25 protein-coding genes are annotated in these 25,563 nt (G+C 70.7%); 13 read left to right on the top strand and 12 right to left on the bottom strand.

What is annotated here, in order from left to right; translation table 11 throughout:
• Positions 1-31: 31 nt before the first annotated feature.
• Entirely contained in the window at positions 32-700 is a 669-nt protein-coding gene (gene snpA / locus ACF08W_RS25820) for a snapalysin (protein ID WP_392280694.1), read from the top strand.
• Between the two features lie 67 nt (positions 701-767).
• Here the strand turns inward: snpA and ACF08W_RS25825 are convergent, their stop codons facing one another.
• From ACF08W_RS25825 to ACF08W_RS25845, 5 genes are all read right to left on the bottom strand, one after another.
• The gene (locus ACF08W_RS25825) at positions 768-1,127 is read right to left on the bottom strand and encodes a GntR family transcriptional regulator (protein ID WP_352278424.1); all 360 of its coding nucleotides are present in this window, start codon (positions 1,125-1,127) and stop codon (positions 768-770) included.
• A 2-nt stretch (positions 1,128-1,129) separates the two neighbouring features.
• Positions 1,130-2,119 carry a DUF1648 domain-containing protein gene (locus ACF08W_RS25830; protein ID WP_392280695.1) on the bottom strand — a complete coding sequence of 330 codons (990 nt, stop codon included), beginning with the start codon at positions 2,117-2,119 and terminating at the stop codon, positions 1,130-1,132.
• Positions 2,120-2,246: 127 nt separating this feature from the next.
• The gene (locus ACF08W_RS25835; RefSeq protein WP_385217535.1) at positions 2,247-2,921 is read right to left on the bottom strand and encodes a DUF6304 family protein; all 675 of its coding nucleotides are present in this window, start codon (positions 2,919-2,921) and stop codon (positions 2,247-2,249) included.
• Positions 2,922-3,142: 221 nt separating this feature from the next.
• Positions 3,143-4,198 carry a family 2 encapsulin nanocompartment cargo protein polyprenyl transferase gene (locus ACF08W_RS25840; protein WP_385217657.1) on the bottom strand — a complete coding sequence of 352 codons (1,056 nt, stop codon included), beginning with the start codon at positions 4,196-4,198 and terminating at the stop codon, positions 3,143-3,145.
• 164 nt (positions 4,199-4,362) lie between these two features.
• Positions 4,363-5,769, bottom strand: coding sequence for a family 2B encapsulin nanocompartment shell protein (locus ACF08W_RS25845; RefSeq protein ID WP_352278420.1), 1,407 nt, complete (start codon positions 5,767-5,769; stop codon positions 4,363-4,365).
• A gap of 190 nt (positions 5,770-5,959) precedes the next feature.
• Here ACF08W_RS25845 and ACF08W_RS25850 point away from each other — a divergent pair, with 190 nt between their 5' ends.
• The 3 genes from ACF08W_RS25850 to ACF08W_RS25860 all read left to right on the top strand — a co-directional run bounded on the left by ACF08W_RS25850 (position 5,960) and on the right by ACF08W_RS25860 (position 8,673).
• A complete protein-coding gene (locus tag ACF08W_RS25850; protein WP_392280696.1) occupies positions 5,960-6,409 on the top strand; it encodes an RrF2 family transcriptional regulator in 450 nt (149 codons plus the stop codon).
• Positions 6,410-6,527: 118 nt separating this feature from the next.
• On the top strand, positions 6,528-7,724 hold the full coding sequence (locus tag ACF08W_RS25855) for a globin domain-containing protein (protein ID WP_385217528.1): 1,197 nt from the start codon (positions 6,528-6,530) through the stop codon (positions 7,722-7,724).
• 31 nt (positions 7,725-7,755) lie between these two features.
• Positions 7,756-8,673, top strand: a complete 918-nt coding sequence (locus ACF08W_RS25860; RefSeq protein WP_392280697.1) for a 1-aminocyclopropane-1-carboxylate deaminase/D-cysteine desulfhydrase — start codon at positions 7,756-7,758, stop codon at positions 8,671-8,673.
• Here ACF08W_RS25860 and ACF08W_RS25865 read toward each other — a convergent pair.
• Complete coding sequence (locus ACF08W_RS25865) at positions 8,646-10,250, bottom strand: Na+/H+ antiporter (RefSeq protein ID WP_385217522.1); 1,605 nt, start codon at positions 10,248-10,250, stop codon at positions 8,646-8,648. The two genes, ACF08W_RS25860 and ACF08W_RS25865, sit on opposite strands and share 28 nt — an antisense overlap.
• A gap of 57 nt (positions 10,251-10,307) precedes the next feature.
• Between ACF08W_RS25865 and ACF08W_RS25870 the strand changes: the two genes are divergently transcribed.
• The 3 genes from ACF08W_RS25870 (at position 10,308) to ACF08W_RS25880 (ending at position 12,162) form a co-directional block, all read left to right on the top strand.
• Positions 10,308-10,568, top strand: a complete 261-nt coding sequence (locus ACF08W_RS25870) for a UBP-type zinc finger domain-containing protein (protein ID WP_352278412.1) — start codon at positions 10,308-10,310, stop codon at positions 10,566-10,568.
• A 230-nt stretch (positions 10,569-10,798) separates the two neighbouring features.
• Positions 10,799-11,212: an anti-sigma regulatory factor gene (locus ACF08W_RS25875; RefSeq protein ID WP_148839137.1), complete on the top strand. Its 414-nt coding sequence runs from the start codon at positions 10,799-10,801 to the stop codon at positions 11,210-11,212.
• A 23-nt stretch (positions 11,213-11,235) separates the two neighbouring features.
• Entirely contained in the window at positions 11,236-12,162 is a 927-nt protein-coding gene (locus ACF08W_RS25880) for an RNA polymerase sigma factor SigF (protein ID WP_385217518.1), read from the top strand.
• 104 nt (positions 12,163-12,266) lie between these two features.
• Here the strand turns inward: ACF08W_RS25880 and ACF08W_RS25885 are convergent, their stop codons facing one another.
• On the bottom strand, positions 12,267-12,575 hold the full coding sequence (locus tag ACF08W_RS25885) for a hypothetical protein (protein ID WP_385218333.1): 309 nt from the start codon (positions 12,573-12,575) through the stop codon (positions 12,267-12,269).
• A 294-nt stretch (positions 12,576-12,869) separates the two neighbouring features.
• Between ACF08W_RS25885 and ACF08W_RS25890 the strand changes: the two genes are divergently transcribed.
• Both ACF08W_RS25890 and ACF08W_RS25895 read left to right on the top strand, forming a co-directional pair.
• Positions 12,870-13,838: a diacylglycerol kinase family protein gene (locus ACF08W_RS25890; protein WP_352278408.1), complete on the top strand. Its 969-nt coding sequence runs from the start codon at positions 12,870-12,872 to the stop codon at positions 13,836-13,838.
• 320 nt (positions 13,839-14,158) lie between these two features.
• Positions 14,159-14,416, top strand: a complete 258-nt coding sequence (locus tag ACF08W_RS25895; protein WP_003953983.1) for a WhiB family transcriptional regulator — start codon at positions 14,159-14,161, stop codon at positions 14,414-14,416.
• Positions 14,417-14,614: 198 nt separating this feature from the next.
• On the opposite strand, the gene ACF08W_RS25900 is transcribed toward ACF08W_RS25895, so the two are convergent.
• Complete coding sequence (locus tag ACF08W_RS25900; RefSeq protein WP_352278407.1) at positions 14,615-16,084, bottom strand: histidine kinase N-terminal domain-containing protein; 1,470 nt, start codon at positions 16,082-16,084, stop codon at positions 14,615-14,617.
• A gap of 522 nt (positions 16,085-16,606) precedes the next feature.
• Here ACF08W_RS25900 and nagB point away from each other — a divergent pair.
• Positions 16,607-17,392 carry a glucosamine-6-phosphate deaminase gene (gene nagB / locus ACF08W_RS25905; protein WP_352278405.1) on the top strand — a complete coding sequence of 262 codons (786 nt, stop codon included), beginning with the start codon at positions 16,607-16,609 and terminating at the stop codon, positions 17,390-17,392.
• Positions 17,393-17,503: 111 nt separating this feature from the next.
• On the opposite strand, the gene ACF08W_RS25910 is transcribed toward nagB, so the two are convergent.
• From ACF08W_RS25910 to ACF08W_RS25925, 4 genes are all read right to left on the bottom strand, one after another.
• The gene (locus ACF08W_RS25910; protein ID WP_385218312.1) at positions 17,504-19,033 is read right to left on the bottom strand and encodes a glycoside hydrolase family 3 protein; all 1,530 of its coding nucleotides are present in this window, start codon (positions 19,031-19,033) and stop codon (positions 17,504-17,506) included.
• Positions 19,034-19,040: 7 nt separating this feature from the next.
• On the bottom strand, positions 19,041-19,871 hold the full coding sequence (locus ACF08W_RS25915; protein ID WP_352278402.1) for a carbohydrate ABC transporter permease: 831 nt from the start codon (positions 19,869-19,871) through the stop codon (positions 19,041-19,043).
• Entirely contained in the window at positions 19,868-20,860 is a 993-nt protein-coding gene (locus ACF08W_RS25920; RefSeq protein ID WP_352278400.1) for a sugar ABC transporter permease, read from the bottom strand. Before ACF08W_RS25920 ends, ACF08W_RS25915 begins: the two co-directional genes overlap by 4 nt.
• 103 nt (positions 20,861-20,963) lie before the next feature.
• Positions 20,964-22,247 (bottom strand): extracellular solute-binding protein, encoded by a 1,284-nt coding sequence (locus ACF08W_RS25925; RefSeq protein ID WP_352278398.1) that lies wholly within the window; start codon positions 22,245-22,247, stop codon positions 20,964-20,966.
• 279 nt (positions 22,248-22,526) lie between these two features.
• Between ACF08W_RS25925 and ACF08W_RS25930 the strand changes: the two genes are divergently transcribed.
• The 3 genes from ACF08W_RS25930 (at position 22,527) to mctP (ending at position 25,439) form a co-directional block, all read left to right on the top strand.
• Complete coding sequence (locus ACF08W_RS25930) at positions 22,527-23,291, top strand: GntR family transcriptional regulator (RefSeq protein WP_385218324.1); 765 nt, start codon at positions 22,527-22,529, stop codon at positions 23,289-23,291.
• Between the two features lie 262 nt (positions 23,292-23,553).
• Positions 23,554-23,808 carry a DUF3311 domain-containing protein gene (locus ACF08W_RS25935; protein ID WP_392280698.1) on the top strand — a complete coding sequence of 85 codons (255 nt, stop codon included), beginning with the start codon at positions 23,554-23,556 and terminating at the stop codon, positions 23,806-23,808.
• A complete protein-coding gene (mctP, locus tag ACF08W_RS25940; RefSeq protein WP_352278393.1) occupies positions 23,805-25,439 on the top strand; it encodes a monocarboxylate uptake permease MctP in 1,635 nt (544 codons plus the stop codon). Before ACF08W_RS25935 ends, mctP begins: the two co-directional genes overlap by 4 nt.
• Positions 25,440-25,563: the final 124 nt, after the last annotated feature.

A 25,563-nucleotide genomic window follows, 5' to 3' on the forward strand; every position in this document is an offset into this window, starting at 1 on the left:
CCATCGGACCGGTAACGGCAGGAGACCCCCCATGAAGCACCCCAGGACCGTCATCTCGTCCTTGGTCGGCCTCGGCTTCGGCCTCGCGGCCGCGCTGGGCACCGCACCCGCGATCGCCGCCTCCCCGGCCCCCGCCGACCAGGCGGCCCAGAAGGCCGCGGGCTACGCCGCGTACGCCGGTTCGGCGGAGAACGCCGCCGGGAACAAGGCGTTCTTCGAGGCGGTCGCCAAGTCCGTCGCGAAGAAGCGGGCGGCCAACCCCGGCCTCAAGTCCGTCACCATCGTCTACAGCGCCACCAACGCGCCGAGCTTCCGCAGCCAGATATCCAGCAGCGCGCAGATCTGGAACAGCTCGGTCTCCAACGTCCGGCTCCAGGAGGGCTCGAACGCCGACTTCGCCTACTACGAGGGCAACGACTCCCGGGGTTCGTACGCGAGCACCGACGGGCACGGCAACGGCTACGTCTTCCTGGACTACGCGCAGAACCAGCAGTACAGCTCGGTCCGGGTCACCGCCCACGAGACCGGGCACGTGCTCGGCCTGCCGGACCACTACTCCGGTCCGTGCAGCGAGCTGATGTCCGGCGGCGGCCCCGGCACGTCCTGCACCAACCCGTACCCGAACGCGAACGAGGTCAGCCGGGTCAACTCCCTGTGGCAGTACGGCTTCGCGGCCTCCCTCGCGAAGAACGCCTCCTGACGGTCACGGCCGTCACGCACGCGGCACGCCGCGGGGCCCCACCCCGCGGCGTGCCGCGCCGGACGTCTCAGCCGGTGCGCAGCGCGGTTCGCACCAGCTCCAGCAGCTCCTCCTCGGTCATGCCCAGCTCACGCGCGTCGGCCGCCACTTCCCGTACGCGTTCCAGCAGTCTGGCCCGGTGCGGCGGGACGCCTCCGGTGACGACCGCGCCGCGGCCCCGGCGCAGTTCGATGAGCCCTTCCTCGCGCAGCTGCTGGTAGCCGCGGAGCACGGTGTGGACGTTGACGCCGAGGGAGTCCGCGAGCGCCCGGGCCGCGGGCAGCCGTTCGCCCGGCGCCACCTCGCCCCGGGCGGCCGAGCGGCGCACGCACGCCGCGATCTGGTCGCCGAGCGGCACGGTGGAGGTGGGATCGACACGGAACAGCATGCTCAGCGTCCCGCCCGACGCCGGTCGACCAGGGTGTTGAGGAGCGCGGCGCCGGTCTTCGAGTCGTCGACGGTCACCGCGAACTTCCGGCCGTCCACCAGCGTCGCCACGATCCCCTCGCCGGAGCGGAGCACCACACCGGTGCCGCCGGGCCGGACGCGGTAGCCCCAGCCGCCGAACTCGGCGAGAGGGCTGATGTCGCGGCTGCACGCGGACTCTATCCGGTCGAGCGGCACCCTGACGCGGGGCCAGGGCAGCGTCCCGGAGACGGTGATGCCGCGCCGGTCCACCATCACGTGCGCCCGGACGAACCCGCCCAGCACCACACCGACGACCAGCAGCGGCAGCCCGGCCTCCCACCGCCACAGCGGCGTCAGCACCAGCCCCGCGGCGAGCAGCGCCAGGACCGCCGCCGGAGCCCACCGGCTCCCGGCGCCGCGGGTCCACCCGGCGACCTCGCCGTCCGCCAGCGCGATCCGCGCGCCGCCGCCGGCCTGCCACGGACCGCTCCCGGCCGGCGGTTCCGGTGCGGGGAAGAGCGCGGCGAGCGCCCATCCGAGCCCGCCCGTGAGCGCGGCAACCCCCAGGGCGGCGGCGAAGTGCCACATCGGGAGCGAGACTCCCGGCACCTCCCCCCGCGGACCCACGGTCGCATCCACGTTGACGAGCAGCGCGGCGGCCAGCAGCCAGCCGAGGAAACCGGCCAAGGCGAAGCCGCTGGAGAAGAGCCACCGGTGGGCCCGACCGTGCAGCTGCCACCGGGCCGCCATGAGCAGCCACGCCCCGCCGGCCACGACGAGCGTCAGCGTGCTGATCAGCACGTACCAGTCCCGCCCCATGTACTGGTCCGCCCGGCCGCCGCCCGTGAAGTGGCTGGCGACGCGCTCCGGGAGCCGATCCCGGAACACGAGGAAGAGCACCAGGTCGACGGCGAGGGCGAGCACGAACGGCAGGACCGCGAAGAGGGCCCCACCCAGGTTCTTTCGATTCATCAAAACCTCCCTTGTTCGCATGCTAGTAGAACAATGAGGGGCTGACAAACCCGCCCCGTACCGGAACTGCGCCGGTACGGGGCGGGATGCGATGCGCGGGAGGGCCGACGGCCCTGCGCCGGGCGGCTCAGGCGTGTTCGAGCGGGAACGCTCCCCGATGACCGGTGCCCGCACCGGAGTCCGGGCGGGGCTCGTACTCGCGGCAGCTCCAGATCTCCTGGACGAACCCGGTGCGCCGGTCCCACAGGTCCCGTACGTCACCCTCGCCCGCCGCTCCCCGGTAGGCGTCCTTGGCGCCCCGGAAGCAGGCGAGGCCGCCGGAGAGTCCGCGGACCGCCTCCGGGGCCGGGAAGTAGTCCGAAAAGGCGCAGGCGATACAGGTCCGCAGCCGCACCCCGGGCGGCAGCGCACGCTGGATCGTGGCGAGCGCGGAGGCGAAGTCGCTCTCGGCCCGGCGGGACGCGTAGGAGGCCCCGCCGAACTGCAGCTCCAGGCTGAGGTGCGAATCGGGCCTGCGTAGCGACAACAGGCAGCTGAGCGTGGCCTGATGGACCACCCCGTCCCAGCCGACCGGGAACGGCAGGTCCCACTCCAGCACGCAGTCGCTCAGCGCGCCGTCCACCAGGACGAACCGGTCGTCGGCCGGTGGCGTGCCGGCGACGGGGGTGAGGCCGTCGAAGCCGGGGCCCTCGAAGTCGGTGCCCCGTGTCCGGAGGCGTAGTTGCTGTCCGTCGGTGGTGAGGACGACGGCGTCGGAACCCTGCCGGTCCCGGTACCACCCGGCCCATGACTCGTCTGTCATGGGCACGGACTGTAGCCCGTGCCCATGACAGTCGCCCGGTCACCCTCCGCTTCCCACCGGCGGCGGACCGCCGACGGCGGCCGGCGCTCCCGCCGGACCTTCGGCGGAGAGTGCGCGGAAGGGGGTGCCGGTGCGCCCGGCGGGCCTTCGACGGACGTGCGCGGAAGGGGATATCAGTGCGTCCGGCGGGCCTTCGGCGAAAGGCGCACGGAAGCGGGGTGTCAGTGCGTCCGGCGGGTGACGAACTCCGCCAGGGTCAGGAGCTCCCCCGCCCCGGCCAGGTCGTCCACCGCGCGGGACAGGTGATGGACCGCCCGGGACATCCGGTCCGCCGCCCCGGCCTGCGCCCAGTCCCGCCCGCCGGCCCGCTCCACCGCGTCGGCGGCACGGGCCACCTCCTCGGGGGTGCTCATCGGACCCCGGTAGAGCGCGGCGAGTTCACCCGCAGCCGGAGTGCCGGAGGTCAGTGCCGCGACGACCGGCAGGGACTTCTTACGGGCCATGAGATCCGCCCCGACCGGCTTCCCGGTCCGGGCGGGATCGCCCCAGATGCCGATCAGGTCGTCGATGAGCTGGAAGGCGAGGCCCGCCTCCCGGCCGAATCCGTCCATCGCGGCGACCGCCCGCTCCCCCGCGCCGGCGTAGAGCGCCCCGAGTGCGCAGGCGCAGCCGAGCAGGGCGCCGGTCTTGGCGGTGGCCATCGTCAGGCACTCGTCCAGCGTGACCTCCTCGGGGCCCCGGTCCTCGAAGGAGCAGTCGGCCTGCTGCCCCGCGCACAGCTCGATGATGCAGGTCGAGAGCCGTGCGGCGGCCGGGGCGGCGGCCGGTGACGGGTCCTCGGCGAGCAGCCGGTGGGCCAGGACCATCATGGCGTCGCCCGTGATGACGGCGTCCGGGACACCGAAGACCGCCCAGGCGGTGGGGCGGTGCCGGCGGGTCCGGTCCTCGTCGATGATGTCGTCGTGGAGCAGGGTGAAGTTGTGGGCCAGCTCCACGGCGACGGCCGCCCGCACCGCCTGTTCCGGATCGCCGCCGAGCGCGCGGGCGGCGGCGAGGACCAGCGCGGGCCTGATCGCCTTGCCCGCGGGCCCCGAGGACGGGCTGCCGTCCGCCTCCTGCCAGCCGAAGTGGTACATCGCGACGCGGCGCAGCGAACCGGGCAGCGACTCGACGGCCGCCCGCAGCCGGGGGTCGACCAGGGCCCGGGTCCGCTCCAGGAGGGACTCGGCCCCCTCGCCCCGGCTCACGGGCCCCGGCGGCGCGCCGCCGGGGAGCACGGCACCGCCCGCGGTCCTGGCTGTCGGTGACGGAATCACCTGCGCGGTCTGCTGCGTCACATGCTGGGTCTTCACTGGGGCGTCCTCCCGGAACCACCGCGGGCACGGCTGCCCGGCGGTGGAGGTTGACGGGGTCCGGACGCCCCCGTCCGGACCCCGATCGGCTACCGCCAGCGACTGACTTCGACGTTCTCCAGGACGCCCAGGGCGTCCGGGACGAGGATGGCCGCGGAGTAGTAGGCGGTCACCAGGTAGGAGATGATCGCCTGCTCGTCGATGCCCATGAAGCGGACCGAGAGGCTGGGCTCGATCTCGTCGGGGAGACCGGTCTGGTGGAGCCCGATGACGCCCTGGTCGGACTCGCCGGTCCTCATGCAGATGATCGAGCTGGTCCGGGCCTCGGTGACCGGGATCTTGTTGCAGGGGAGGATCGGAACGCCGCGCCAGGCCGGTACGTGCTGGCCGCCCAGGTCCACGCTCTCCGGCACCAGGCCGCGCTTGTTGCACTCGCGGCCGAAGGCGGCGATGGCCTTGGGGTGGGCGAGGAAGAGCTTCGAGCCGCGGCGGCGGGAGAGGAGCTCGTCCATGTCGTCGGGGCCGGGCACGCCCGCGTGCGGCTGGAGGCGCTGGGAGTAGTCGCAGTTGTGGAGCAGCCCGAACTCGCGGTTGTTGACCAGCTCGTGCTCCTGGCGCTCGCGCAGCGCCTCGACCGTGAGCCGCAACTGCTGCTCGGTCTGGTTCATCGGCTGGTTGTAGAGGTCGGCGACCCGGCTGTGCACCTTCAGCACGGTCTGCGCGACGCTCAGCTCGTACTCGCGCGGGGACGCCTCGTAGTCGACGTACGTGTGCGGGACGACGGCTTCGCCGACGTGGCCGGCGGACAGGTCGATGGCCGCCTCGCCGTACTTGTTGGTGCGCTGCTCCGGGATGGCGCGCAGGCCGGCGAGGTGGGCGCGGAGCGCGTCGGAGCGCTCGGCGAGGTTCAGCACGTCGGCGCGGCTCAGCGTCAGCACCGTGCAGGCGGTGAGGGCGCGGGCCGTGTACTCCCAGACGGCGTCGCCGTCGACCAGGGAGTCGTCCCCGAAGTAGGCCCCGTCGGCGTGGACCCCGAGCACCGTCTCGTCCCCGTAGGGGCCGGTGCCGACCTTCTGGACCTTGCCGTGCGCCAGGAGGTAGACGGTGTCCGCCGCGTCCCCCGCCACGCCCAGCACCTGGCCCGCCGCGATCTCGCGCTGCTCGCAGCGCCGCGCCAGCTCGCTCAGCGCCTCCTCGTCCTCGAAGTCCCGCAGCGCGGGGAGTTCGCCGAGCTCGGCGGGGATGACCGCCACCCGGTCACCGGTCTGCACGAAGGTCACCCGGCCGTCCCCGACCGCGTAACTCAACCGGCGGTTCACCCGGTAGGTACCGCCCTGCACCTGGACCCACGGCAGCATCTTGAGCAGCCACCGCGAGGTGATCTCCTGCATCTGCGGGGCGGACTTGGTGGTCGTCGCGAGGTTCCGCGCCGCCGCCGTCCCCAGACTCTGCTGCGGAAGCGTCGCCGCGCCCTGAACCTCTTCGCCAACGGACATCTGACGTTCTCTCCATTCTTCGGATGACCTGCGCGAAGAAGCCTTTCAGCGCGGAGAGTACGCGCGCCATTACACAAAAGAGTGTGACTAATCTGCCTGGGACTGGGCAGATGCGGGCAGGTGTGCGGTGGCGCATATCACACTCCTCGCTAACTTGCATCTCATATGCAATTTATCTAGCGTGAGGGCCATGCGGCTGACGAGATTCACCGACGTGGCGCTGCGCGTGCTGATGCGCCTCGCCGTGGCGGAGGGCGAGGACACGCCGACCACCCGGGAGGTGGCGGCCACCATGGAGGTGCCGTACACCCATGCGGCGAAGGTCGTCGCCAAGCTCCAGCACCTCGGCCTGATCGAGGCGCGCCGGGGCCGCGGCGGCGGGCTCAGCCTGACCGGGGCGGGGCGCTCTGCCTCGATCGGCGGACTGGTCCGGGAGCTGGAAGGCCCCGGCGACGTCGTCGACTGCGAGGGCAGCACACCTTGCCCCGTACGCTCGGCCTGCCGGCTCCGCACCGCCCTGCGCGGTGCGACGGACGCCTTCTACCAGGCGCTCGACCCGCTCACCGTCACCGAACTCGTCGCCGCGCCCACCGGCCCGCTGCTGATCGGCATCAGCCGCTCCCGGCCGGACACCGGCTGAGCCGGAGCGCGATCCGCGCCACACCCACCCAGCCACCGGACCCCCGCTCCCCCTGCCCGGATCCGGCACGCCCAAAAATACGCATCTCAAATACCAATTTGAACCGCAAGGAGTCCCGATGCTCTCCGAGACGTCGACCGCCACCGTCCGCGCCACCCTGCCCGCCGTGGGCGCGGCCATCGGGGACATCGCCGACCTCTTCTACCGCAAGCTCTTCGAGGCCCACCCCGAGCTGCTGCGCGACCTCTTCAACCGGGGCAACCAGGCGTCCGGCGCCCAGCGACAGGCACTCGCGGGCTCCATAGCCGCCTTCGCGACCCACCTGGTCGAGCACCCGGACACCCGCCCCGACGTGATGCTCGGCCGGATCGCCCACAAGCACGCCTCGCTCGGCGTCACCGCCGCCCAGTACGAGATCGTGCACACGCACCTGTTCGCCGCCATCGCCGAGGTGCTCGGCGACGCGGTGACCCCCGAGGTCGCCGCCGCCTGGGACGAGGTCTACTGGCTGATGGCGAACGCCCTCATATCGATCGAGGAGCGGCTCTACGCGCAGCAGGGCGTCGTCGCGGGCGACGTGTGGCGCGACTGGGAGGTCGTCTCGCGGGTCGAGGAGACCGACGACGTCGCCACCTTCCGGATCCGCCCGGCCGACGGGGCGCCCGCGCCCGACTTCCGGCCCGGCCAGTACGTCTCCGTACAGGTGGAGCTGGCCGACGGGGCCCACCAGATACGCCAGTACAGCCTCTCCAGCGCCCCCGGTTCGGAGGTCCGCTCCCTCACCGTGAAGCGGGTGCGCGGGGCCGGGGCGCCCGACGGCGAGGTCTCCAACCACCTGCACGCCGCGGTGGCCGCCGGTGACACGCTGCGCGTCTCCGCCCCCTACGGCGACCTGGTGCTGGACGCGTCCGACGCACCGGTCCTGCTCGCCTCGGCGGGCATCGGCTGCACCCCGATGCTCTCGATGCTGGAGCACCTCGCCGCGACCGGGCACACCGCCCCCGTCACCGTCGTGCACGGCGACCGCTCCCCCGCCACCCACGCCCTGCGCGTCGACCACGACCGGCTCACCGCCAAGCTCCCCGACGCCGCCGCCCACTTCTGGTACGAGACCCCCGAGCCCGGCCACCCGGCCGACCGCACCGGCCGCGTCGACCTGAGCGGCCTCGACATCGCCCCCGGAACCCGCGCCTACCTCTGCGGCCCGCTGCCCTTCATGCGCTCCGTCCGCACCCAGCTGCTGGCCGAGGGCGTCCCGGCGAGCGACATCCACTACGAGGTGTTCGGCCCGGACATGTGGCTGGCCCAGGACTGAGCCACCGGCCGGGCACGGCCACAATGACGGCATGACCTCCGAAGCGCTCGACCTCTCCCGGCTGCGGCCGGTGCTCCCCTCGCCCCTGGAGCCGGTGGAGGACGAGCGCTTCGCGCGTCACGGCGTACGACTCGTGCTCAAGCGCGACGACCTGATCCACCCCGATCTGCCGGGCAACAAGTGGCGCAAGCTCGCCCCCAACCTGCGGGCCGCCGGCGGGCGCGCCGTGCTGACCTTCGGCGGGGCCTACTCCAACCATCTGCGGGCCACCGCCGCCGCCGGACGGCTGCTGGGGTTCCGGACCATCGGGATCGTGCGGGGCGAGGAGCTGGCCCACCGCCCGCTGAACCCCTCGCTCGCCGCCTGCGCCGCCGACGGGATGACCCTGCGCTTCGTGGACCGCTCGACGTACCGCGCGAAGGGCGATCCCACGGTCCTGAAGGGGCTGCTGAGCGCCTACGGGGAGTGCTGTGTCGTCCCGGAGGGTGGCAGCAACGCCCTGGCCGCACAGGGCTGTACAGAGCTGGGGCGGGAGTTGCGCGGCGTGGCCGACGTGGTCGCTGTGGCCTGCGGGACCGGAGGCACCCTGGCCGGGCTCGCCGCCGGACTCGCCCCGCCGCAGCGCGCCCTCGGCGTCCCCGTCCTGCGCGGCGGCTTCCTCGGGGAGGCGGTCCGGGAGCTCCAGACGGCGGCCTTCGGCGCCCCGGCCGGCGACTGGTCCCTGGACGAGCGCTTCCACTTCGGCGGCTACGCCCGTACCACCCCGGAGCTGCACGCCTTCGCCGACGACTTCGAGCGGCGCCACGGACTGCCGGTGGAGCGGCTGTACGTGGCCAAGCTCCTGTACGCGCTGACCGAGCTGGCCGGGGAGGGCGCGTTCCAGCCGGGGACCACGGTCGCCGCGGTCGTCACGGGCCGCCCTCAGGAGGCGTCCGAGGACTCCCGGTAGGCCGCCGCCTCCTCCAGGTCGAGGCGTCGGAGCAGGGTGCGCAGCATCTCGTCGTCGATGTGCCGCTCGTCGCGCAGCCGGACGAAGACCTCGCGTTCGGCGTCGATCGCCTCCCTCGACAGGCGGCGGTAGGTGTCGTCCGCCGACTCCCCGGTCACCGGGTTGGCGGCGCCCAACCGCTCCCAGACGGCGTTGCGGCGGCGCTCCAGGACGGTGCGGAGCCGGTCGGCGAGCGGGCCGGGCAGGCGGTTGCCGGGGTCGGCGAGCAGCTCGTCCAGCCGTTCCTCGGCGGCCGCGGACGCCTGGCTCTGGGCCTGCGCCTCGGCCAGCGTCTCGGCCTTCGCGTCGCGCCCCGGCAGCTTCAGGACCCGCACCAGCACGGGCAGGGTGAGCCCCTGGACCACCAGGGTGCCGATGACGGTGGTGAAGGTCAGGAACATCACCAGGTTGCGGGCCGGGAACGGGGCCCCGCCGTGCACGACGAACGGGACGGAGAAGGCGACGGCGAGCGAGACGACCCCGCGCATCCCCGCCCAGCCGACGATGAGCGGCGCGGTCCAGTCGGTGTCCGGCTCGCGTTCCCTGATCCGCCGGGACAGCAGACGGGGCAGATAGGTCGCCGGGTAGACCCAGACGAAGCGGACCACGACCACGGCGAGGAAGACGGCGACCGCGTACCAGACGGCCTCGCCCGCGGTGTACCCGCCGAGGTCCTTCAGTACGAAGGGCAGCTGGAGGCCGATCAGCGCGAAGACCGTGGACTCCAGGACGAACGCGACCATCTTCCAGACGGCCTCCTCCTGGAGCCGGGTCGCGAAATCGACCTGCCAGGAGCGGTGCCCGAGGTAGAGCGCCACCACGACGACGGCGAGCACCCCGGAGGCGTGGACCCGCTCGGCCGCCGCGTACGCGACGAAGGGGATCAGCAGGGACAGCGTGTTCTGGAGCAGCGCCTCCTTGAGGTGGGTACGCAGCCAGTGCAGCGGCACCATGAGGGCCAGGCCCACCGCGACGCCGCCGACCGCGGCGAGGAGGAACTCGCCGATCCCGGCGCCCCAGCTCATGCCCTCGCCGACGGCGGCGGCCACCGCCACCTTGTAGGCGGTGATCGCGGTGGCGTCGTTCACCAGGGACTCGCCCTGAAGGACGGTCGTGAGCCGGCCGGGCAGCCCGACCCGGCGGGCGATCGCGGCGGCCGTGACCGCGTCCGGCGGGGCGACGACCGCGCCGAGCACCAGCGCCGCGGTGAGCGGCAGATCGGGCACCAGCCGGTACGCCAGCCAGCCGACCGCGACGGTCGCGAACAGGACGTAGCCGACCGAGAGCAGTGCGACGGGCCGGAGGTTGGCCCGCAGGTCCAGGTACGAGCTGTCGACGGCCGCTGTGTAGAGCAGGGGCGGCAGCAGCAGCGGCAGCACGATGTGCGCGTCCAGGGTGTACGTGGGCACCCCGGGCAGGTAGGCGGCGACCAGACCCGCCGCGACGAGCAGCAGCGGGGCCGGCACTGGGGTGCGGCGGGCCGCGCCCGCGACCGCCGCGCTGGCCGCGACCAGCCCCACCAGCGGCAGTGCGTCCATTCCGGGCCCTCGCCTTCCACGATCCGTGATCCACGTCTCCGACGTAACCTGAACATCATGAGTGACTGCCCTCACCTGTCCGCACTGCCGCGCCCCGAGCCGGCCCCGCTGAGCAGCACCTGTCCTGGCTGCCTCGCGGCGGGCACCCACCCCGTGCAGCTGCGGCTCTGCCTGGTCTGCGGCCATGTCGGCTGCTGCGACTCCTCGCCCCTTCGGCACGCCACGGCGCACTTCGAGGAGACCGGCCACCCGGTGATCCGGAGCTTCGAACCGGGCGAGAGCTGGCGCTGGTGCTTCGAGGACGGTTCGATCGTCTGACGTCTGGGTACGTCAAACCGGCGCCGGTTGTTCGCAATTGACCGCCACGAACCCCTAGCCACTGTGCGTACCCATGGGTTTACCATGAGTGACAGCCATGGGTTGAGGCTCTGGCGACACGGCATCATGGGTCACGACAGCGTCGCGGGCCAGATCCGACGGCGTACCACACGGCTCCGGGGCACCCTTCCCGGATCCTCGAAAGAGTTTGTGCCACCTTGGAGGTGAGGGTGTCCCAGATCGCAGGCGAGCCCGGGAATCAGGACTTCGTGGAGGTCCGGCTGCCCGCTGCGGGTGCCTACCTGTCGGTGCTGCGGACGGCCACGGCCGGTCTTGCAGCGCGCTTGGACTTCACGCTCGACGAGATCGAGGATCTTCGCATCGCGGTCGACGAGGCCTGCGCGATCCTGCTTCAGCAGGCCGTGCCGGGGTCCGTCCTCAGCTGCGTCTTCCGGCTCGTCGAGGATTCCCTCGAAGTCACGGTGTCGGCCCCCACCACGGACGGACGGGCGCCGGAGCGCGACACCTTCGCCTGGACGGTGCTCTCCGCACTGGCCGGGAAGGTCGACTCCTCGGTCGCCGACGACCGTACGGTCAGCATCAGCCTCTACAAGCAGCGCGGCGCGGGCCCCGGGCCGGCGTGAGCAACGGGAACGGGGACGGTCCTGTGCGGGACGAATCGACGCGACCAGGGGTGGTGCGAGCAGCAGGCATCCCGGAGCAACAGGCCCTGCCGCACCCGGAGGACGGGGCGGACGGGCCGGTGGGCCGTACGGTCGCGGTGGAGCAGTCGCAGGCGGAGCGGGCAGGCCAGATGAGCGAGCACGGGCACCACGATCCACACGACCGCAGCGCGGCGCGGGCACTCTTCATCGAGCTGCGGGCACTGCCCGACGGCTCGCCCGAGAAGGCGGAGCTGCGCAACCGGCTGGTGCGGATGCACCTGCCGCTCGTCGAGCACCTGGCCCGCCGCTTCCGCAACCGGGGCGAGCCGCTGGACGATCTGACCCAGGTCGCCACGATCGGCCTGATCAAGTCGGTGGACCGGTTCGACCCGGACCGCGGTGTGGAGTTCTCCACGTACGCGACCCCCACGGTCGTCGGCGAGATCAAGCGCCACTTCCGCGACAAGGGTTGGGCGGTGCGGGTGCCGCGCCGCCTCCAGGAGCTGCGGCTCTCGCTGACCACGGCCACCGCCGAGCTCTCCCAGCTGCACGGCCGCTCGCCCACGGTCCACGAGCTGGCGGAGCGGCTGGGCATCTCCGAGGAGGAGGTGCTGGAGGGGCTGGAGTCGGCCAACGCGTACAGCACGCTCTCGCTGGACGTGCCGGACACGGACGACGAGTCCCCCGCGGTCGCGGACACGCTGGGCTCCGAGGACGAGGCCCTGGAGGGGGTCGAGTACCGGGAGTCGCTCAAACCGCTGCTGGAGGACCTGCCGCCGCGCGAGAAGCGGATCCTGCTGCTGCGCTTCTTCGGCAACATGACCCAGTCACAGATCGCGCAGGAGGTCGGCATCTCGCAGATGCACGTCTCGCGGCTGCTGGCGCGCACGCTGGCGCAGCTGCGCGAGCGGCTGCTCGTCGAGGAGTGACGGGACGACCCCGTTCCGCGACGTCCGGCGCCGCCCCGTCCCGCCAGGGACGGGGCGGCGCCGGCGTTCGCTCCCAAATCCGGCCAGACCCGAACAAAAGGCCCCTAGCCGGGGCGGCGGATGCCGAGGGCCTCGATGGTGGCGGGCCTGACCAGCTGGAAGAGGGCGGTCAGGCTCACCGCGGCCAGGACGATGCCGGCCGGGATCAGCACGCCGTGCGAGCGCAGCAGTGTCCAGACCACGGGGAGCGCGATGATCTGCGTGATGAGCGCGGGACCCCGGCTCCAGCTGCGCCGCCGCAGCAGGCCCCGGGCGGCGGCCAGCGGGATCACGGCGAGCGCGATCAGCGTCAGCCCGCCGGTCTCCGCCTGCTGGGGGCTCTCGGGGCGGCCCAGCAGCCCCATGACCAGCATGTAGATCCCGCCGATGGCGAGGGCCGCCCCTTCCAGCGCGGTGAGCGCGGCGACGAGAGTGATCCTGCTCGGCTTCGCCGGTTCGAGCCTCGGCAGAGGCGTCGATGCGGGCGTGTTCTGCTCAGTACTCACCCTTGCAGGTTGGCATCCCGGCGGCGGGGAAGCGAAGCCGGGGTCGGGATCGACACGGAAACCGGTGAAGGGTTCGCCCGGTGGCACCCATGTCGTCACGGAGCGTAAACGTCATGGGGAAGGACTTCAGAGCGATACCGCGCGGTAGGTAGTCTGGCGGTCATGCGCGCACTTCTCGTGGTCAATCCGGCAGCTACCACCACCAGTGCGCGGACCCGCGACGTACTCATCCACGCGCTGGCCAGCGAGATGAAGCTGGAGGCCGTGACCACGGAGTACCGGGGGCACGCCCGGGACCTGGGCCGGCAGGCGGCGGAGGGCGACGACATCGACCTGGTGGTGGCGCTGGGCGGCGACGGCACGGTCAACGAGGTGGTCAACGGGCTCCTCCACAACGGCCCGGAGCTGGACCGGCTGCCGCGCCTCGCGGTGGTGCCCGGGGGTTCCACCAATGTCTTCGCGCGCGCCCTGGGCCTGCCCAATGACGCGGTGGAGGCGACCGGAGCGATTCTGGACGCGCTCGCCAACCGGACCGAACGCACGGTCGGCCTCGGCCTGGCTTCCGGTACGCCCGGCACGGAGGACGAATCCGTACCGGAACGCTGGTTCACTTTCTGCGCCGGAATGGGATTCGACGCGGGCGTGGTCGGCCGGGTCGAACAGCAGCGGGAACGCGGCAAGCGTTCCACGCACGCGCTCTACGTACGCCAGGTGGTCCGGCAGTTCTTCGACGAGCCGCACCGCCGGCAGGGCGTGATGACGCTGGAAACCCCGGGCCACGAACCGGTGACGGATCTTGCACTCTCGATAATCTCGAACACCGCCCCCTGGTCCTACCTGGGAAATCGCCCCCTGTACGCCTCCCCCAAGGCCACGTTCGACACCGGCCTGGACGTGCTCGGGCTGAAGCGGCTCTCCACTCCCGCGGTCGCCCGGTACGGCACCCAGCTGCTCACATCGAGTCCGGAAAAGGGCCCGTCCGGAAAGCACGCCGTTTCACTTCACGACCTCACGGACTTCACCTTGCATTCAAAGGTTCCGCTCCCCTTCCAGATGGACGGTGACCACCTGGGAGTGCGTACAAGTGTGACGTTCACAGGCGTACGCCGTGCACTGCGTGTGATTGTGTGAGTCGAAGGGACCAAAGTCCTTTAACTCGAACGTTTGGACTGGGATCCACCCCATGGAAGTACGGCTGTGACCTAGTCGACACCGAGGAATCAAAAAAAACTTTCCAGAAGGGGTTGTATCCGCCGCTGAGGTTTGCGAATCTCTACATGGCGATCGGGACGGCCCGCAACACCGGCCTCCACTGAGAGCCAGAACCCCTCCTCTACTGCACAGGACCACAACCAGTTCATCTGGGCGTCGGCCCGTCACCTGCGGGGGGATTCGTGAAAGCGTTCACATTCACAAGCAAGAGTATGCAATACCAAGGAGAGGTAGCAGCCATGGACTGGCGTCACAACGCCGTTTGTCGTGAGGAAGACCCCGAGCTGTTCTTCCCCATCGGCAACACCGGTCCTGCGCTGCTGCAGATCGAGGAAGCCAAGGCCGTCTGCCGTCGCTGCCCCGTCATGGAGCAGTGCCTGCAGTGGGCGCTCGAGTCCGGCCAGGACTCCGGCGTCTGGGGTGGCCTCAGCGAGGACGAGCGCCGTGCGATGAAGCGCCGCGCCGCTCGCAACCGGGCGCGTAACGCCAGCGCCTGACCGACGCCACCGCTTCGAGCCTCAGCCAGGCGGCGCGTACAGCGCGTACGCACCACCCCGCCCCCCGAGTCGCAGCGCGCAGTACCCCCCGAAGCGCACGCTTGACCAGTGAGCCCGGACCGTCACAACGGTCCGGGCTCACTGCTGTGTTGGCGCCCGCCCGTCCGTACGGAACGGTGAACGGGCAGGTGGCAGGGGTTACTTGGCGGAGCGGACCGGGATGTCGAGGACGACCTGGGTGCCGCGCCCGGGGGCGGGGACCATGCCGAAGGTGCCGCCCAACTCACCCTCCACCAGCGTCCGGACGATCTGGAGCCCGAGGTTCCCGGCGCGCTGCGGGTCGAAGCCCTCGGGCAGCCCGCAGCCGTCGTCCTGGACGGTGATCAGCAGCCGGGCACCGGTGGTCGAAGAGCCGCCACGCACCGCGGAGACCTCCACCGTGCCGGACTCGGCGAGCGTGAAGGCGTGCTCCAGGGCGTTCTGCAGGACCTCCGTGAGCACCATCGCCAGCGGGGTGGCCACTTCGGCGTCCAGGATGCCGAAGCGTCCCGTGCGGCGACAGGTGACCTTGCCCGGGGAGATCTCGGCGACCATCGCGATGACCCGGTCGGCGATGTCGTCGAACTCCACCCGCTCGTCCAGATTCTGGGACAGCGTCTCATGGACGATGGCGATCGAACCGACGCGCCGTACCGCCTCGTTGAGCGCCTCGCGACCGCGCACGGAATCCATCCGGCGGGCTTGGAGGCGCAGAAGGGCCGCCACGGTCTGGAGGTTGTTCTTCACCCGGTGGTGGATCTCCCGGATGGTGGCGTCCTTGGTGATCAACTCGCGCTCACGACGGCGGAGTTCGGTGACGTCCCGGAGCAGGACCAGGGAGCCGATGCGGGCGCCCTTGGGCTTGAGCGGGATCGTCCTCAGCTGGATCACCCCGCCCTCGCACTCGACCTCGAACTCCCGGGGCGCGTAGCCGCTGGCCATCTTGACCAGGGCTTCGTCCACCGGGCCCCGGGAGGGCGCGAGTTCGGCGGTGATGGAGCCCAGGTGGTGGCCGACCAGGTCGGAGGCGAGGCCGAGACGGTGGTACGCGGAGAGGCCGTTGGGGCTGGCGTACTGGACGACCCCGTCGGCGTCGAGCCGGATCAGTCCGTCGCCGACGCGCGGCGAGGCGTCCATGTCGACCTGCTGGTCCGGGAAGGGGAAGGCGCCGGCCGCGATCATCTGGGCCAGGTCGGAGGCCGACTGGAGATAGGTGAGCTCCAGCCGGGAGGGGGTCCGGACGGTGAGGAGGTTGGTGTTGCGGGCGATCACCCCGAGCACCCGGCCCTCCCTGCGCACCGGGATCGACTCGACCCGGACCGGCACCTCCTCGCGCCACTCCGGGTCGCCCTCGCGGACGATCCGGCCCTCGTCCAGGGCCGCGTCCAGCATCGGGCGGCGGCCGCGCGGCACCAGATGGCCGACCATGTCGTCCTGGTAGGAGGTCGGGCCGGTGTTGGGACGCATCTGGGCCACGGACACATAGCGGGTACCGTCCCGGGTGGGCACCCAGAGCACGAGGTCGGCGAAGGACAGGTCGGAGAGCAACTGCCACTCCGAGACCAGCAGGTGCAGCCACTCCAGGTCGGTGTCACCGAGGGCTGTGTGCTGGCGGACGAGATCGTTCATGGAGGGCACATGTGCGAGCGTACCCGCGCGGGAGCGATCATTCCGAACCGGACGACTCCCCCGTACGTGCCGGGGAAGAAGCCGAAATTTCGGCGCCCGGACGGATGGACACAGCTAATGGTCTAGTCCACAATGCTGGAGACAGATCTTCCACTCTCCCCGCACAGGAGAGTGGATCGAGGTACCGCGCTCTCTGCCCTGACCGCGTCGGTGCCTCTCCCCGGCCGGGGGCAACCGCACACCGCCGGCCGAACCGGACCGTCCGTGACGGACGGCCCTACTCCGGGCTGCGGTGCCGGACAGGCTGAGGGTCCTGTCCCGGCGCCGTGGCCCGCGGGTGTTTCCGGGGCCGTCCGGCCCTCCGGCCCCCGCCCCGCCGCCGAGCCGTTCCCGGCCGTCCCACTCCATGAAATCCGCCGCGGGAACAGGCACATCCACCGCGCCCGCGTTGCCGTGGTCTGCTAAATTGGAACCGATTGGTCTATACCACCTGACTCAACTCTTCAGATCGGCAGGCCCCGCGTGGAAGTTGTCATCGTCCCGGACGCCCAGGCAGGCGGCGAACTCATCGCGGAGGCCATCGGTGCCCTGCTGAGCCGCAAGCCCGACGCCCTTCTCGGCGTTGCCACCGGCTCTACCCCGCTGCCCATCTACCAGGCGCTGGCGGCCAAGGTCCGCTCCGGCGCCGTGGACGCCTCGCGCGCCCGTATCTGCCAGCTCGACGAGTACGTGGGCCTGCCGGCCGGCCACCCCGAGTCCTACCGCTCGGTGGTGCTGCGCGAGGTCGTCGAACCGCTCGGCCTGTCCCAGGAGTCCTTCATGGGTCCGGACGGCGCCGCCGAGGACGTCCAGGCGGCCTGTCTCGCGTACGACAAGGCGCTCGCCGAGGCCGGCGGGGTGGACCTCCAGCTCCTCGGGATCGGCACCGACGGGCACATCGGCTTCAACGAGCCGTGCTCCTCGCTCGCCTCCCGCACCCGGATCAAGACGCTCACCGAGCAGACCCGGATCGACAACGCGCGCTTCTTCGACAACGACATCACGCAGGTGCCGCACCACGTGATCACCCAGGGCATCGGCACCATCCTGGAGGCCCGCCACCCGATCCTGCTCGCCACCGGCGAGGGCAAGGCGGACGCCGTGGCGCAGACGGTGGAGGGGCCCGTCGCCTCGATCGTGCCCGCCTCGGCGCTCCAGCTGCACCCGCACGCGACGGTGGTGGTCGACGAGGCCGCCGCGTCGAAGCTGAAGCTGGCGGACTATTTCCGTGCCACGTACGCGGCGAAGCCGTCGTGGCAGGGGCTGTAGGACTTCCGGACGACCACGAAGGCCCGGGGCCGCCCACGCTGGGCGGCCCCGGGCCTTCGACTGTCGTGCGGGGCGTGGCGCGACCCCCCGTGCCCGCGCCACGCCCCGAGCTCAGGCCGCCCGGCCGCCGGTGCCGCGGACGATGACCTCGGCCGCGGCCAGGCCGCAGACGCGGGCCGCGCCGTGGGTGGCGATGTGCAGGGCGCCCCTGGGGGCCGCCTGCGGTACGCCCATCTCGACGACGACGGTGTCGGGGCGCCGCGCCACCAGGGCGTCGAGCGTCTCGGCCATCCAGGCGTGGCGGTGGACGTCACGGACGACGACGACCAGCGGCCGCTCCCCCGCGGCCCGGAGCACGGCCCCGGCCGGGTCCTCGGTCTCGGCGCTGTACGTGCCGGTCTCCGTGCCGGGCACCAGCCGGGCCAGCTCGGCGGCGACGCCCCAGGGGGTCTCGTCGCCGACCGCGATGTTCGACGCGGAGGTGAGGGCGGCGACGTACGCGGGCGCGGTCAGCGGGGCGGCCGAGCCGGTCACCAGGACCGCCCGGCGGGCGGCGACCAGGCCGATGTCGGAGGCGGGCGCGGTCCCCTCCTGCACTGCCGCACCCGATTCCGTACCGGCCCGCCCGGCCTGCCGCGTCCAGGCCGCCAGGGCGCGGACCCGGGCGGCCGCGTCCGCGAGCCGCTCCTCGGCGAGTTCGCCGCTGTGCACCGCGCGGACCAGCGCGTCGCGCAGCCGCACCACGGTGCCCTCGTCCTCCAGGCCGCCGCCGACGCAGAGCGCGTCGGCGCCCGCCGCGATGGCGAGGACGGAGCCCTGCTCGATGCCGTAGGTCGCGGCGATGGCCTGCATCTCCACGGCGTCGGTGACGATCAGTCCGTCGTAGCCCAGCTCCTGGCGGAGCAGGCCGGTGAGGATCTGCGGGCTGACGGTGGCGGGGCGGTCCGGGTCGAGTGCCGGCAGCAGGATGTGCGCGCTCATCACGCACTTGGAGCCGGCCGCGATGGCCGCCCGGAACGGCACCAGCTCGCGGGCGTGCAGGGTCTCCAGGTCGACGTCGATACGCGGCATCGCGTGGTGCGAGTCGATCGCGGTGTCGCCGTGCCCCGGGAAGTGCTTGGTGCAGGCGGCGACGCCGGAGGACTGGAGGCCCTCGATGTACGCGGCGGTGTGCCGGGCCACCAGCTCGGTGTCGGCGCCGAAGGCGCGTACGCCGATGATCGGGTTGCCCGGGTTGGAGTTGACGTCGGCGGAGGGCGCCCAGTTGAGGTTGACGCCGCACTCGGCGAGCCGGCGGCCGAGTTCCCGGGCGACCTCGCGGGTCAGCCCGAGGTCGTCGACGTGGCCGAGGGCGAGGTTGCCGGGGAAGGAGGAGCCGGTGCGGACCTCCAGGCGGGTGACGTCGCCGCCCTCCTCGTCGATCGCGACGAGGAGGTCCTCGCGCTCGGCCCTAAGCTGGGCGGTGAGCGCGGTGACCTGCTCGGCCGTCTGGATGTTGCGGCCGAAGAGGGCGACGGAGGCGAGGCCCTCGTCGACCCGGCGCAGCACCCACTCGGGGGCGGTGGTGCCGGTGAATCCGGGCTGGAGGACGGCGAGCGCGTCGCGGGTGACGGTGTCCGTGGCGGATATCGAGGTGGTCATGACTGCGTTATCCCTTCACGGCGCCGTCGGTGAGGCCGCTGACGGCCTTGCGCTGCAGGAAGACGAAGAGGATCAGGATCGGGATGGCGAAGATCGAGGCGGCCGCCATGGTGGCGCCCCAGTCGTCGCCGAACTGGCTCTGGAACTGGGACAGCCAGAGCGGCAGCGTCTTGGCCTCGGGGTCCTTGTTGAGGATGAGGACCAGCGGGAACTCGTTCCACGCGGTGATGAAGCCGAAGAGCGAGGTGGCCATCAGGCCGGGGGCGAGCAGCGGCAGGATGACCTTGATGAAGGCCTGCGGGCGGGTACAGCCGTCGACCATGGCGGACTCCTCCAGTTCCTTGGGCACCGCGGCAACGTAGCCGCGGAGCGTGAGGATCGTGAAGGGGAGCACCATCACCATGTAGAAGAGCGTCAGCGGAACCAGGCTGTTGAGCATGTCCGCGTCGCGCACCAGGAGATAGATCGCGATGACCATGACTTCCCAGGGCGCCATCTGAGCGATCATGAAGACGAGGATCATGCCCTTGCGGCCCTTGAAACGCATGCGGGCCAGTGCGAACGACGCGAAGAGCGCGATGATCAGCGAGAAGGACACGGCGAGCAGGGTGACCGTCAGCGAGTTCCCGACCAGGGTCAGGAAGTTCGGCGCGTTGTACGCGGTCTTGAAGTGCTCGAAGGTGATCTCGGTGGGGAACCAGACCGGGGTCTCGGTGATGATGTCGCCGGTCGGCTTGAAGGCCGTGCTGAACATCCAGTAGACGGGGAAGACCAGCCCGACGAAGAGGATGAGGGCGAGGGCGTTGGGCCAGATGCGGCCGAACAGTGAGCGCTTCACAGCTCGTCCTCCTCTTGCTTGAGAACGATGCGGAGGTAGTACGAGGTCAGCCCCAGCATGATCAGGATGGTGAGCAGCGAGATCGCCGCGCCCATGCCGTAGTGCTGGTTGCCGACACCTTCGACGAAGGCGTAGATCGGCAGGGTCTCGGTGAGGCGGTTGGGGCCGCCCTCACTGATGGTGAAGATCTGCGGGAACGCCTTGAAGACCCAGATGACCTCGAGGAAGGTCGTGGCGTAGAGGAAGGGCCGCAGGAACGGCATGGTCACCGAGGTGAAACTCTTCCAGCTGCCGGCGCCGTCCAGGGAGGCAGCCTCGTAGAGCTCCTTGGGGATGGTCGTGGTCGCCGCGTAGAGGTTGATCGCCACGAACGGGATGGACTGCCAGACGATCATCAGGGTGACCACGAAGAACGTGGAGAACTGCGATCCGGTCCAGTTGAAGTCGGCCATCGAGTGCCAGCCGAGCTTGTCCAGCACGTAGTTGACCACGCCGAAGCGGGAGGCGAAGAGCCACTGGTAGACGGTGGACGCCGCCACGATCGGCATGGCCCAGGCGAGCACCAGGCCGATCAGCAAGGTGAACCGCATCTTCTTGCCGAGGCGGGCGAGCAGCAGGCCGACCAGGGTACCGATGATCATGATCAGCGCGACGTTGGCGGCGGTGAACACGATCGTGCGGAGGGTTACCCTCCAGAAGTCCTCACCGGTGAGGATCTCCTGGTAGTTCTTGAAGCCGTTCCACTCGGTGACATGCTGGATCAGCTGCCCCATGTTGAGGTTCTGGAACGACAGCATGGCGTTCTTCACCAGGGGATACCCGAGGAAGATCGCCGTCACCGCGAGCGCGGGAACCATCAGCAGGTACGGCGCGGCGCCGATACCCACTCTCCGCTTCTTCCCCCCGTGCTGCCCGACGGGTGGTATTCCGTCCCGGCCGCGGCCCGCGGCCGTCCCGGCCACGTCCGAGGGATCGGTCTGCACTGCCATGCTCGCCATCTCTTCCAACAAAGCCCTACACGGAACGATGCGTACGGCCGGGGGCGGCGGGTCGGAACCCGCCGCCCCCGGCGCGGGACGCGCTAGCTGCGAACTACTGCTGCTGGCTGAGGCGCTTGTTGAGCTCGCCCTCGACCTGCTTGGCGGCGTCGGCGGGCGACTTACCCTGCAGGACCAGCGTCATGTAGGTCTTGATCGGGTTCGGCGGGTTCTCGACCGGCGCCCACTCCGGGATCAGCGGCGTGGTGCCACCGGACTTGGCGGCGGCGGGGCCGGCGGCCTCGGCGGCGGGCTGACCGACGGTGTACTTCTGCATGGCGTCGTTCTTGGGGGACCAGCCGGCCTCCTTGATGAGCGCGCCGTCGTTCTCCTCGGAGAGCGCGATCTTCAGGAACTCCTTGGCCAGGTCCTGCTTCTTGCTGCCCGCGGCCACGGCGAGGTTGGAGCCGCCGAGGAAGACGCCCTCGGGCTTGTCGGCGGTCTCACCGGGGATGGTGAAGAAGCCGATGTCGTCCTTGAGCTTCGGGTTGGCCTTGATGGCGGTGCCGGCCTCGTAGCCCATGGCGATGATGGCGCCGGTCTTGCCCTTGGCGAAGACCTCGGCCTGCTGCGGGGTGGCCTCGTCCTTGTCCTTGGGGGCCTTGGAGTAGGACTGGTACTTCTTGTACACATCCATGGCCTCGGCGACCTTCGGGTCGGCCAGGTTGGAGACGTACTTGTCGCCTTCCTTCTTGACCGGGGAGACGTCCTTGCCGACGAGCAGGCCGTCGAAGAAGTACCAGTTCTGGCCGGGCAGGTAGATCGGCTCGGCGTCGCCCTTCTTCTCGATGGCCTCGAAGGCCTTGAAGAGGTCGGCGCGGGTCTTCGGCGTCTCGGTGATGCCGGCGTCCTTGAAGACCTTCTTGTTGTACATGACGACGCGGTTGCCCACGTACCACGGCAGGGCGTACTGCTTGCCGTCGTAGATGGAGGGCTGGTTGACGCCGTCGGCCCAGGCGGAGCCGATCTCCTTCTTGAGGTCGCCGAGGTCGGCGAGGCCGCCGGTCTTGGCGTAGGCCGGGGTCTGGGTGTTGCCGATCTCCAGGACGTCCGGCGGGTTGGACTCCGAGAGGGCGGTGGTGACCTTCTGCTGGATGCCGTTCCAGTCCTGGACTTCGATCTTCAGCTTGGCCTTGGTCTTCTTCTCGAACTCCTCGGTGACCTTCTTGGTCCATCCGTCGGGGTTCGAGCCGGACATCGTCCAGACGGTCAGCGTCTGACCCTTGTAGGCGTCGGGACCGGCCTTCTTGCCGCTGTCTCCGCCGTCGTCGGACCCACACGCGGCGAGGCCGATCATCATGCCCGCGACGCCGATCGCCGCGATGAGCTTGCGCTTCACGCCAAACCCTCCTCAGGGATACTGCAACCCCGCCCACCGCGAAGACATTCGACGAGTACTGCTGGGGCTGGACCTGGTCTTTAATGGTTTAGACCAGTACCGGGAGCTTGGCCTAGACCTTTTGGGGTGTCAAGGGTGTATAAGAAGTGCACTCGCGTCCGTTATAGGACCGACACCTAAGGGAGGGCGACCAGCCGTGACCGGACCGTGCCACCATGTGAGCCGCGACAGACGGAGGAGCCGGTGACGGCAGCAACGCAAGCGTCGGGAAGGCGGACCATGGGTGCCGACGGGGGCAGTACGGAGAACGAGACGGGCGCGGCCACACGCACGGCACGCGTCCCGAAGTACTACCGGCTGAAGCGACATCTGCTGGACATGACGGACACCATGCCGCCGGGCACCCCCGTGCCCCCGGAGCGGACCCTGGCCGCCGAGTTCGACACCTCGCGCACCACCGTGCGCCAGGCGCTCCAGGAACTGGTCGTCGAGGGCCGACTGGAGCGCATCCAGGGCAAGGGCACCTTCGTCGCCAAGCCGAAGGTCTCACAGGCCCTCCAACTCACCTCGTACACCGAGGACATGCGCGCCCAGGGGCTGGAACCGACGTCCCAGCTGCTGGACATCGGCTATGTGACGGCCGACGACACCCTCGCCGGGCTGCTCGACATCACCACCGGCGGGCGGGTGCTGCGGATCGAGCGGCTCCGGCTGGCCAGCGGCGAGCCGATGGCGATCGAGACCACGCACCTTTCGGCCAAGCGCTTCCCGGCACTCCGCCGCTCCCTGGTGAAGTACACCTCTCTCTACACCGCGCTGGCCGAGGTCTACGACGTGCGGCTGGCCGAGGCCGAGGAGACCATCGAGACCTCGCTGGCCACCCCGCGCGAGGCCGGGCTGCTCGGCACCGACGTGGGCCTGCCGATGCTGATGCTCTCCCGGCACTCGCTGGACGGGCGGGGCGAGCCGGTGGAGTGGGTGCGCTCGGTCTACCGCGGCGACCGGTACAAGTTCGTGGCGCGACTCAAGCGGCCCATCGACTGATTCCGGCGGACGGGAGGCTAATTCCGGCCACCCCTTCCCCCGTCACCACCCTCGGGCCCCTGTGGAGCGCACCACTCCGCAGGGGCCTTTCGGCTGCCCTGGTACGGACCAACTCCCGTACGTATGACGCGATCTCACACATACGTACCAACCGGTCGGACCGTTGTCGGACCGCAATGCGGACGGGGGGTGACGGTGACCGGAACCTCCCCTAGATTTCCTGCGCATTACAGGGTGATCAGCGAGGGGACGGAGTCGCCGCATGTCCGTGGAACCAGAGGGAAAACCGCCCACCATCACACCGGTCAGAGTGGTCGTCGCGCTCTGTCTGGTCGCGCCGTTCGTGGCGATGCTCTGGGTGGGTTCGTACGCGAAGGTGGACCCCACCTTCATCGGTATCCCGTTCTTCTACTGGTACCAGATGCTCTGGGTGCTGATCTCCACCGCGCTCACGATGGTCGCGTACAAGCTGTGGCAGCGCGACCAGCGCGCCCGCAAGGGGGGTGAGCGCGCATGAAGGACGGCGTGAACGGCGTCGCGCTCGGCGTCTTCATCTTCTTCTTCGTGGCCGTCACGGTCATGGGCTTCCTGGCCGCCCGCTGGCGCAGGGCCGAGAACGAGGCCAGCCTCGACGAATGGGGGCTGGGCGGGCGCTCGTTCGGCACCTGGGTGACCTGGTTCCTGCTCGGCGGCGACCTGTACACGGCGTACACCTTCGTCGCCGTACCGGCGGCGATCTACGCGGCGGGCGCGGCGGGTTTCTTCGCCGTTCCGTACACGATCCTGGTGTACCCGCTGATCTTCACCTTCCTGCCCCGGCTGTGGTCGGTCTCGCACAAGCACGGCTACGTCACCACCTCGGACTTCGTCCGCGGGCGGTTCGGCTCGAAGGGGCTGTCGCTGGCGGTCGCCGTCACCGGCATCCTCGCCACCATGCCGTACATCGCGCTCCAACTCGTCGGCATCCAGGCGGTGCTGGACGTGATGGGCGTCGGCGGCGGCGAGAACACGCACTGGTTCGTCAAGGACCTGCCGCTGCTGCTCGCGTTCGCGGTGCTCGCCGCGTACACCTACTCGTCCGGGCTGCGCGCGCCCGCGCTGATCGCGTTCGTCAAGGACGGGCTGATCTACCTGGTCATCGCCGTGGCGATCATCTACATCCCGATCAAGCTGGGCGGCTTCCACGACATCTTCGCCAAGGCGGGCGAGGCGTTCTCCGAGACCAGTCCGGCCACCGGCAAGCCGCGCGGCGCGCTCGCCCCGGGCGAGGCCGGCCAGTGGGGGTACGCGACCCTGGCGCTGGGCTCGGCGCTGGCGCTGTTCATGTATCCGCACTCCATCACGGCGACGCTCTCCAGCCGCAGCCGCAACGTGATCCGGCGCAACACCACGATCCTGCCGCTGTACTCGCTGATGCTGGGCCTGCTGGCGCTGCTCGGCTTCATGGCGATCGCCGCCGGGATCAAGGTGGACAACGGGCAGCTCGCCATCCCGCAGCTGTTCGAGAACATGTTCCCGGACTGGTTCGCGGGGGTGGCCTTCGCCGCGATCGGCATCGGCGCGCTGGTGCCCGCCGCCATCATGTCGATCGCCGCGGCGAACCTCTTCACCCGCAACATCTACAAGGACTTCCTGAGGCCCGACGCCACCCCGGAGCAGGAGACCAAGGTCTCCAAGCTGGTGTCGCTGCTGGTCAAGGTCGGTGCGCTGGCCTTCGTCCTCACCATGGACAAGACCGTCGCGATCAACTTCCAGCTCCTCGGCGGGATCTGGATCCTCCAGACGATGCCGGCCCTGGTCGGCGGGCTGTTCACCCGCTGGTTCCACCGCTGGGCGCTGCTCGCAGGCTGGGCGGTCGGCATGGTGTACGGGACGGTCGCCGCGTACGGGGTCGCCTCGCCGACCCAGAAGCACTTCGGCGGTTCGTCGGCGGAGATCCCCGGCATCGGCGAGATCGGCTACATCGGCCTCACCGCGTTCGTGCTGAACGTGGTCGTGACGGTGGTGCTGACCTTCGTCCTGAACGCCGTGAAGGCGCCCGCCGGTACGGACGAGACCTCGCCGGCCGACTACACGGCCGACGCGGGCGACCCGGGCGTGCGGGCGGAGCTTCCGCCGGCCACCGCGGGGGCTCCCGGCGGCCACTGACGGCCCGCTTCCCGGCGCCCCGGGAACACCCTCCGGCAGGGCCCGTCACCGGGCCTCCACGGCCCGTTCCCGCCCCTTCCCGAGGGGCGGGGGCGGGCCGCCCACCGTTGCGGAAGCGGCCTGA

Source organism: Streptomyces sp. NPDC015144 (assembly GCF_043079735.1).
GTDB lineage: Bacteria > Actinomycetota > Actinomycetes > Streptomycetales > Streptomycetaceae > Streptomyces.

Bases quoted from the DNA above. Each gene is read 5' to 3' on its own strand.
- snpA (WP_392280694.1), top strand. From the start codon at position 32: ATGAAGCACCCCAGGACCGTCATCTCGTCCTTGGTCGGCCTCGGCTTC.
- ACF08W_RS25825 (WP_352278424.1), bottom strand. From the start codon at position 1,127: ATGCTGTTCCGTGTCGATCCCACCTCCACCGTGCCGCTCGGCGACCAG.
- ACF08W_RS25830 (WP_392280695.1), bottom strand. From the start codon at position 2,119: ATGAATCGAAAGAACCTGGGTGGGGCCCTCTTCGCGGTCCTGCCGTTC.
- ACF08W_RS25835 (WP_385217535.1), bottom strand. From the start codon at position 2,921: ATGACAGACGAGTCATGGGCCGGGTGGTACCGGGACCGGCAGGGTTCC.
- ACF08W_RS25845 (WP_352278420.1), bottom strand. From the start codon at position 5,769: ATGTCCGTTGGCGAAGAGGTTCAGGGCGCGGCGACGCTTCCGCAGCAG.
- ACF08W_RS25850 (WP_392280696.1), top strand. From the start codon at position 5,960: ATGCGGCTGACGAGATTCACCGACGTGGCGCTGCGCGTGCTGATGCGC.
- ACF08W_RS25855 (WP_385217528.1), top strand. From the start codon at position 6,528: ATGCTCTCCGAGACGTCGACCGCCACCGTCCGCGCCACCCTGCCCGCC.
- ACF08W_RS25860 (WP_392280697.1), top strand. From the start codon at position 7,756: ATGACCTCCGAAGCGCTCGACCTCTCCCGGCTGCGGCCGGTGCTCCCC.
- ACF08W_RS25865 (WP_385217522.1), bottom strand. From the start codon at position 10,250: ATGGACGCACTGCCGCTGGTGGGGCTGGTCGCGGCCAGCGCGGCGGTC.
- ACF08W_RS25870 (WP_352278412.1), top strand. From the start codon at position 10,308: ATGAGTGACTGCCCTCACCTGTCCGCACTGCCGCGCCCCGAGCCGGCC.
- ACF08W_RS25885 (WP_385218333.1), bottom strand. From the start codon at position 12,575: ATGCTGGTCATGGGGCTGCTGGGCCGCCCCGAGAGCCCCCAGCAGGCG.
- ACF08W_RS25890 (WP_352278408.1), top strand. From the start codon at position 12,870: ATGCGCGCACTTCTCGTGGTCAATCCGGCAGCTACCACCACCAGTGCG.
- ACF08W_RS25895 (WP_003953983.1), top strand. From the start codon at position 14,159: ATGGACTGGCGTCACAACGCCGTTTGTCGTGAGGAAGACCCCGAGCTG.
- ACF08W_RS25900 (WP_352278407.1), bottom strand. From the start codon at position 16,084: ATGAACGATCTCGTCCGCCAGCACACAGCCCTCGGTGACACCGACCTG.
- ACF08W_RS25910 (WP_385218312.1), bottom strand. From the start codon at position 19,033: ATGACCACCTCGATATCCGCCACGGACACCGTCACCCGCGACGCGCTC.
- ACF08W_RS25920 (WP_352278400.1), bottom strand. From the start codon at position 20,860: ATGGCAGTGCAGACCGATCCCTCGGACGTGGCCGGGACGGCCGCGGGC.
- ACF08W_RS25930 (WP_385218324.1), top strand. From the start codon at position 22,527: ATGGGTGCCGACGGGGGCAGTACGGAGAACGAGACGGGCGCGGCCACA.
- ACF08W_RS25935 (WP_392280698.1), top strand. From the start codon at position 23,554: ATGTCCGTGGAACCAGAGGGAAAACCGCCCACCATCACACCGGTCAGA.
- mctP (WP_352278393.1), top strand. From the start codon at position 23,805: ATGAAGGACGGCGTGAACGGCGTCGCGCTCGGCGTCTTCATCTTCTTC.